The 6639-nt window shown below is 71.8% G+C and carries 10 protein-coding genes; all 10 read right to left on the bottom strand.

The window, feature by feature from the left end:
- Nucleotides 1-83: 83 nt before the first annotated feature.
- Nucleotides 84-344: an exodeoxyribonuclease VII small subunit gene (locus OXS27_RS17365; RefSeq protein WP_012320922.1), complete on the bottom strand. Its 261-nt coding sequence runs from the start codon at nucleotides 342-344 to the stop codon at nucleotides 84-86.
- Nucleotides 345-476: 132 nt separating this feature from the next.
- A complete protein-coding gene (locus tag OXS27_RS17360) occupies nucleotides 477-989 on the bottom strand; it encodes a tyrosine phosphatase family protein (RefSeq protein WP_267357807.1) in 513 nt (170 codons plus the stop codon).
- Nucleotides 990-1041: 52 nt separating this feature from the next.
- Nucleotides 1042-1602 (bottom strand): hydrolase, encoded by a 561-nt coding sequence (locus OXS27_RS17355; protein ID WP_267357823.1) that lies wholly within the window; start codon nucleotides 1600-1602, stop codon nucleotides 1042-1044.
- 29 nt (nucleotides 1603-1631) lie between these two features.
- Entirely contained in the window at nucleotides 1632-2246 is a 615-nt protein-coding gene (locus OXS27_RS17350; RefSeq protein WP_267357806.1) for a DNA-3-methyladenine glycosylase I, read from the bottom strand.
- Between the two features lie 59 nt (nucleotides 2247-2305).
- Nucleotides 2306-3157 carry a folate-binding protein gene (locus OXS27_RS17345; RefSeq protein ID WP_267357804.1) on the bottom strand — a complete coding sequence of 284 codons (852 nt, stop codon included), beginning with the start codon at nucleotides 3155-3157 and terminating at the stop codon, nucleotides 2306-2308.
- A gap of 232 nt (nucleotides 3158-3389) precedes the next feature.
- Complete coding sequence (locus OXS27_RS17340) at nucleotides 3390-3644, bottom strand: hypothetical protein (RefSeq protein ID WP_160534062.1); 255 nt, start codon at nucleotides 3642-3644, stop codon at nucleotides 3390-3392.
- 171 nt (nucleotides 3645-3815) lie between these two features.
- Nucleotides 3816-4274 (bottom strand): TIGR02301 family protein, encoded by a 459-nt coding sequence (locus tag OXS27_RS17335; RefSeq protein WP_267357801.1) that lies wholly within the window; start codon nucleotides 4272-4274, stop codon nucleotides 3816-3818.
- Entirely contained in the window at nucleotides 4271-4738 is a 468-nt protein-coding gene (locus OXS27_RS17330; protein WP_267357800.1) for an NUDIX hydrolase, read from the bottom strand. The genes OXS27_RS17335 and OXS27_RS17330 overlap by 4 nt, the downstream gene beginning before the upstream one ends.
- Nucleotides 4735-5889, bottom strand: a complete 1155-nt coding sequence (locus OXS27_RS17325) for a hypothetical protein (RefSeq protein ID WP_267357798.1) — start codon at nucleotides 5887-5889, stop codon at nucleotides 4735-4737. The genes OXS27_RS17330 and OXS27_RS17325 overlap by 4 nt, the downstream gene beginning before the upstream one ends.
- Nucleotides 5886-6608 carry an SDR family oxidoreductase gene (locus OXS27_RS17320; RefSeq protein ID WP_267357797.1) on the bottom strand — a complete coding sequence of 241 codons (723 nt, stop codon included), beginning with the start codon at nucleotides 6606-6608 and terminating at the stop codon, nucleotides 5886-5888. Before OXS27_RS17320 ends, OXS27_RS17325 begins: the two co-directional genes overlap by 4 nt.
- Nucleotides 6609-6639 lie beyond the last annotated feature (31 nt).

Raw genomic sequence — 6639 nt, 5'->3', positions numbered from 1 at the left:
TACGGTCGAGAAGCGCGCTCAACTCGGGGGTAATCGCCACGGCATCAACCTCTATCGGACGGGATCGGTTCTACGCCCGAGCCTCAGGACATATCGAGTGGGGCCACGCCCTCGGGCCGCCCGTCGGAGCCGAGGGTGATCCGCTGGATCCGGGCCTCGGCCCGCTTGAGAAGCGCTTCGCAGTGCTTCTTCAGCACCTCGCCGCGCTCGTAGATCGCCACCGACTCGTCGAGCGGCACGTCGCCCCGCTCGAGCCGGCGAACGATTTCCTCGAGCTGCTCCAAGGCCTTCTCGAAGGGCAGGTCGCCGGCGGCGGGGGCCACCTCGGGTCTGCTCGCACTCATCCCAGATACTTCCTCTGAACCGAATTCTACGGCGCCAGCCCCCAGGGCCACAACCCAGGGGACCAGTACACCGGGCTGCCCCGGACCGTTTTGGAGCGGCGCGGCGGCCTTTCCGCCACACCGGGACCTAACTCATGTCAGCGCCAGGCAGAACGGCACACCCTCGAAGGCGTCGGCCCCGCGGCCGATCCGCGCGACGGCCGCCACCATGCGGCCGTTCCGTCCCAGCATCCGGTCGGCGATGGCTACGAACAGGGGATTGGGCGTCGCGGACGGAGAGGCCGCCCGCAAGGCATCGGCGATCGCGCCCTCGTCGCGCTCCGGCGCCAGGGCGCACGTTGCGATATAGGCTGCTGCCGTCGAGCGGCTGATCCCGGCATAGCAATGGATCACCAGCGGCTTCTCCCGTGGCCAGGTCCGGGCGAAGGCCAGAATGCCGGCGACATGCTCCTCAGCCGGCAAAACGTGTCCGTCCCGCGGCTCCGCGATGTCGCTGACCCCGATGACGGCGTGGTTGTCGGCGGCGATCAAGGCGGGCCGCTCGAGCGGCGTCCCGATATTGATCAGCGTGAGCACATGGCTCGCGCCGGTGGCGGCGACGGTCTCGGGCAGGCGCGAGAGCGGACAGACGTAGATCTTCGGCATCGTGGACGCGCAGTGCTTCGCGATCGTGACGGATCGAAGGCGGGCTCGTCCGTCACTGCGGGCAGAGCGCGCGGAACCGGGCCAGGAACCGCACCTCGGCCTCGGCGGTGGGCCAGGGTTCGGCGAGGGCGACCACGGCTTCGGGCAGATCCGCCGGTCCGCCGAAATAGAGCTCGGCTTCCTCCGGCGCAAATCCGGCCAGCCGCACGGCTTCCAGGTGGGCCGCGGCCCGGTCGGCCCGCTTCACGAGGCGGGTGAGGGCGGGGGAGGGGGCGGGCAGGTCGAAGCGGCGGCGCATGGAGTGGAGCAGGCGCAGCTCGACGCCGCGATAGGCATCGCCGATCGCGGCCTTCAGGGGCGAGATGATGTCGCCGACGACGTATTCCGGCGCATCGTGGAGCAGCAGCTCGAGGCCCTCTGTATCCGTGCAACCAGGGGCGAGGTGGCGGCCGGCCGCCTCGACCAGCAGGCTGTGCTGGGCCACCGAGAAGACGTGCGGTCCCCGGGTCTGCCCGTTCCAGCGGGCGACCCGGGCGAGCCCATGGGCAATGTCGACGATCTCGATGTCGTGGGGCGCCGGATCGAGGAGGTCGAGGCGCCGGCCGGAGAGCATCCGCTGCCACGCGCGGGGGGGCAGGGCGCTCACGACGTCTGCCCCAGCGCTGCGCAGGGCCCATGCCGGTGGCAGCCGACGAGGTGGTCGTTGACCATGCCCACAGCCTGCATGAAGGCATGCACGATGGTCGGCCCGCAGAACGAGAAACCCTCTGCCTTGAGGGCCTTGCCGATCGCCCGGGAGACTGGCGTTTCGGTCTGGATCTCGGCGCGGCTCCCGGCGCTGCCCTGGATCGGATGCCCGTCCACGAAGTCCCAGAGGAAGCGCGAGAAGCCGGGGCCGCCTTCCTCGATCCGCAGCCAGGCTCGGGCGCCCACAATGGTCCCGACGATCTTGGCCCGGTTGCGGATGATGCGGGTGTCCTGCATCAGCCGGGCGACATCGTCCTCCGTGAAGCGGGCGATCCGCTCGGGATCGAAGCCCGCGAAGGCGTCGCGAAATCCCTCGCGGCGGCGCAGGATCGTGATCCACGAGAGCCCGGCCTGGAAGCCGTCGAGGATCAGCTTCTCGTAGAGCGCCCGGCCGTCACGCTCGGGCACGCCCCATTCGGTATCGTGATAGGCGACGTAGAGCGGGTCGAGGCCCGCCCACCAGCAGCGGGCGCAGCCATCGGGATGGTCGATCAGGCCGGTCTCGGACATCGGACCGTTTTAGCGAGAACAGGAGCAGAACGCCACCGGCTGAATCGGGCCGCCTCGGCTCAGCCGGCCTGGCTCGCCGCCGCCTCGGGCATCGCGAAGGTCGCGTAACCCGGCCGCTCCAGCCGCACCGGATGCGCGCCGGCCAGCGGCGTCTCCCCGGCGGCCAGCGCATCGCCGAGACGGTCGAGCCGCACCAGGACGAGGCCGCGCGTATCCGCAACGCTGCCCGTGGTGCCCAGCACCTTGCCGGCCGCCGTGATCTCGGTGCCCGGCGCGGGGGCGCCATCCGGGTAGGTGGCCGCCAGGATACGGGTCCGGGCGGTGCCCCGGTGCTGCATCCGCGACACCACCTCCTGGCCGACGTAGCAGCCCTTCCGGAAGTCGACGCCGCCGAGTTGATCCATCAGTGCCTCGTGCGGGAAGGCGTCGCCGAACGCGTAGTCGCGCCCGCCCTCGGGGATGCCCAGCGCGATCCGGTGCGCATGGTAATCGGCTTCCGCGGCGTCGGCCGAAAAGGCACCCTCGGCGGCGTACAGCCGGGCGCCGAGATCGGTGTGGCGGGTATCGGCCACCGCCTCGGCGGCGGCCGGGACGGCGCCATCCCAGACGGCCGCGACCGCCACGGTCGGGTCGGCGGCGATCGTCGCCTGCGCGCGCAGGCGATACAGCGTCAGGCGCTTGGCCAGATCCGCGGCGCGGTCCATCTGCACGTCGAACCGGAAGCCGTCTGGCACGCGCGACACGAGAAAGTCGAACAGGATCTTGCCTTGCGGCGCCAGCAGGGCCCCGAGGCGCGCCTCGGCCTCCTGGAGCGTCTCGACATTGCAGGTCAGCACGCCCTGGAGCAGCGCGGCGGCGTCCGGCCCGGTGACGGTGACGAGGGCGCGGTCCGGTAGCAGGGCGACGGGCATGGCAGGCAATTCCTTCCGCGACGGCGCGGGTCCGGCGAGTTCTGGACCGCGCAGCCGGGAGGTAGTCGCTGTCTGTCCGCGCCTCAACCGTCCGCGAACGCGGCCCGGGATCGAGTCCAGGGATCACGGCCCGGAGCCGCACCCGATCGCGTTGCAATCGTTCACGGCTTCAGGCCTCTGACCGTAGGCGCTCTCCTGCGTCGAACCGACGTTCCGTCCGCGGGTTGATGCTCTAGTGCTGCAGGGTCGTGGTGAAGGCACCGCCGCGGATACGCTCGGGGAAGCCTTCCGCGTAGCGGGCCGTGGCTTCCTCGCCGTAGGTCATCACCAGTTCCTGGAAGGCCGCGAACAGGGCGGCCTGGGCCATGCAGTCTCCGTCGAGCCCGTCCAGACAGCCTTCCGCGAAGGCCTCCGAGACATAACTCAGCGCGACGCGCTTCTCCTCGACATCGACCTCGAGAGGAGCGGTGTGAGAGATGTGCTGCATGACCCGATACTTCCGTTGCGCCGGGTGCGGGACCCGGTAGACCAACGGATGATAGGCGGGTCCCGGCGGCTCGGCCAGCCGGGAATTTCGGATCGGTTAACGCGAGGACTCAAATCCGATGCTTCGCCGGCATCACGACGAGGTGTGTCGCGCATACATCACCCCTCTGTGTCAGCCCCCGAAACGCCCGGCCAGAGCATGCGACAGCCTGTCGCCCTCGGCGACGTAGCGGGCGGCCGCTTCATGGGCGGCCGGGGTACAGACCCGGTAGGTCAGCGCATAGCCGCGATAGCCGCGATTGTAGGCGCCGGCCAGCCGGTCGCGACGGGCGGGCGTCACGCCCTCGGACTCGATCAGCGCCTTCATGCGGGCCGGCCAGTCCGCGGCGTCCGGCGCCGCGCACAGGCCGCGCAGGAACGCGAGCGCCCCGATGATCTCGGACATGCGCATCAGGTCGCGGTCGTAAGGGGCGGGGATGTCGGCGGGGGCGTTTGTGTCCTTGGGCGCCTCCTTCGCGGCTTCCTTTGCCGGCGCCGTCGTCCGCCCGGAGCGCTGCTGAGACAGCGCCGGTGAGATGGCCGTCCCCGCGAGAAGTGCGAGCAGGCACAGGATCGTGACCGGTCGCCTCACGCCGTCGCCTCCCCGTTTCGGGCCGCGACGCGCGCAAAGGCCTCGCGCAGGGTGTCGATCAGGCCCGGCGTGGTCGCCAGGGTGGCGACCTCCGCGAGCGTCGCCCAGCGGGTGCCGAGCGCCTCGCGGCCGGCCACGGGCTCGCCGCCGTGCCAGAGGGCGGCGTGCGGATGGACGACGTAGTGGTGCCGGGCGCGACCGGCCTCGTCCCGCACGATGATCTCGGTCGGCGAGAGCACGCCGACCACCTCCGCGCCCAAGCCGACCTCCTCGGACAGTTCGCGCAACGCCGCCTCGGCGAGGGATTCGCCGGCTTCCACGAGGCCGCCCGGCAGCGTCCAGACGCCCCGCATCGGCTCGTTGGCCCGCGCCGCCAGCAGGACCCGGTCGTCGCGGATCACCGCGATCGAGGCGCCCACGAAGGGCCGCGCGGGAAACAAGCGGCTCTCGGCATCCGCGCTCACGGTGTCCCCCCGTCGAGTGCGATGACCGCCACCCGTCCGTCGGCGAGGCCGACCAGAAGCCGCGCCGCCGGGCCTTCGCCGAGGACCACGATTCCGTTCGTGGCGGGCGCGGGCAGCGTCACGCGCAGGCGCTCGTGCAGGGCGCCCTTCGCGGATACGAGGGCGATCTCGGGACGCCCCGCCACCGGCAGCACCAGCTCGGGTGAGGCGCCTCCGGCCGGTGCGGTGACCGCGAGATCGGAATCGCCGTCACCCGCCGCGTAGCCCGCGGCCTCGGCGCCGGCCTCGATCCGGTCGGGTTGCAACGTCCAGAGCTGGAGCCGGCCGCTCGCGCTGACCGTCGCGGCTTGAAGCGTCCCGGATCCGGCGAACTCGGCGATGCCGGCGATCTTCAGCGGCGGCCCCGACTGCGGCGGCGTGCGCGCCGCGACGGCCCAGCTCGCCTCCGCATTCGGATGCGTGATCAGCGCAAGGCCGCCCGAACCGGCACCCGACAGGGTCGCGGCCAGGAATGCCGGGTGGCCGGCGAGGCGCAGCAGGCGCGGACGGAGCGGTGCGAACACCGCATCGCCCCCCGCCGGCACCGTGCTGGTGGCGACCGGAACGGGCTTCGGATCGGTGCTCACCGCCATCGGCTGGCGTTCGCGGATCGTCAGGACGGCGGCGGCCTCGCTGCCGTCGGGGGCGCGGGTCCGCCCGGTGAGATAGGCGCTCAAGGGACCCGAGAGGGCCCGCCGCATGCCGGGGAGGGCGCCGCGCGGCGTCTCGGCTGCGCTCAAGCCGTCCACGGCCTCGCGCCCGATCGGCTTGACCGTGACTGTGCCGTTCGCGAGCGTGAGCACGGCACCGCCCTCGTCGCCCCAGACCACGGCGACCGGCGCGCTCTCCTCGTCGCCCGCGTCATGGCCGACCTTCGCGCCGGCGATCGGCAGCAGCCCCGAGGTCGCGACCGAGACCGCCACCTCGCTGCGGGGGCCGCGCAGCGCCCGGACCGTGAAGGGCAGGTCGAGGACCCGGATGACCGGCTCCGCCCGCGCCTCGGCGATGGGGCCCGCGCACAGGAGCAGGGCCAGGAGGAGCGACCGGCTCCGCCGTCCCGCTCGCGCAACACGACCCGCGGCCACGCCCCAGGGGAAACAGGCTCCGGTCAAACGTGCTGGCCGCCGTTGATGTGGAGTTCGGCCCCGTTCACGTAGGAGGAGGCCTCGGTGCACAGAAAGTAGATTGCCTTGGCGACCTCGTCCGGCGTGCCGAGCCGGCGCTGCGGGATCTGCTCGACCATCTTCTCGGTGCCCGGTGACAGGATCGAGGTGTCGATCTCGCCCGGCGAAATGGCGTTCACCCGCACCCCCAGCGGCCCGAAATCGGCGGCCATCTCGCGGGTCAGGCCGGCGAGCGCGGCCTTGGAGGTACCGTAGGCCGCCCCCGCGAAGGGATGGACCCGCGAGCCGGCGATCGACGTCACGTTGACGACCGAGCCCTTGGCCCGGGCGAGCTCGTCGCGCAGGCCACGGGCCAGCAGGATCGTGGCGAACAGGTTGACCTGAAAGACCCGCTGCCACGTGTCGAAATCGCTGGCCAGCGCACCGAGGCGCGCGCCGTCGGGACCCTTGGGCGAGATGCCGGCATTGTTGACGAGCGCGTGCAGCACACCGCCCTCGGCGCCGAGCCGGCCCCGGACTTCCTCGACGGCGCGCATCGTGTCCTGCGCGCTCGCGAGGTCGACCTGGAGATGGTCCTCGGGGCCCATCTCCCAGGGGCAGTTCTCAGGAAAGGGGTGGCGCGAGCAGGTGATCACCCGCCAGCCCGCGGCGGAGAAGCGCTTGACGGTGGCGTGACCGATGCCCCGGCTCGCGCCCGTGAGCAGCATGATGCGCCGGCGATCGTTGACGGGGAGGGCC

Origin of the sequence: Methylobacterium sp. GC_Met_3, from assembly GCF_026540775.1 — a bacterium.
In the GTDB taxonomy this organism is placed as follows: Bacteria; Pseudomonadota; Alphaproteobacteria; order Rhizobiales; family Beijerinckiaceae; genus Methylobacterium.
Note: the sequence above shows the minus strand (reverse complement) of the source record. Positions and strands in the feature narration are given on the sequence as shown.

Bases quoted from the DNA above. Each gene is read 5' to 3' on its own strand.
- OXS27_RS17365 (WP_012320922.1), bottom strand. From the start codon at position 344: ATGAGTGCGAGCAGACCCGAGGTGGCCCCCGCCGCCGGCGACCTGCCC.
- OXS27_RS17360 (WP_267357807.1), bottom strand. From the start codon at position 989: ATGCCGAAGATCTACGTCTGTCCGCTCTCGCGCCTGCCCGAGACCGTC.
- OXS27_RS17355 (WP_267357823.1), bottom strand. From the start codon at position 1,602: ATGCTCTCCGGCCGGCGCCTCGACCTCCTCGATCCGGCGCCCCACGAC.
- OXS27_RS17350 (WP_267357806.1), bottom strand. From the start codon at position 2,246: ATGTCCGAGACCGGCCTGATCGACCATCCCGATGGCTGCGCCCGCTGC.
- OXS27_RS17345 (WP_267357804.1), bottom strand. From the start codon at position 3,157: ATGCCCGTCGCCCTGCTACCGGACCGCGCCCTCGTCACCGTCACCGGG.
- OXS27_RS17340 (WP_160534062.1), bottom strand. From the start codon at position 3,644: ATGCAGCACATCTCTCACACCGCTCCTCTCGAGGTCGATGTCGAGGAG.
- OXS27_RS17320 (WP_267357797.1), bottom strand. From the start codon at position 6,608: ATGCTGCTCACGGGCGCGAGCCGGGGCATCGGTCACGCCACCGTCAAG.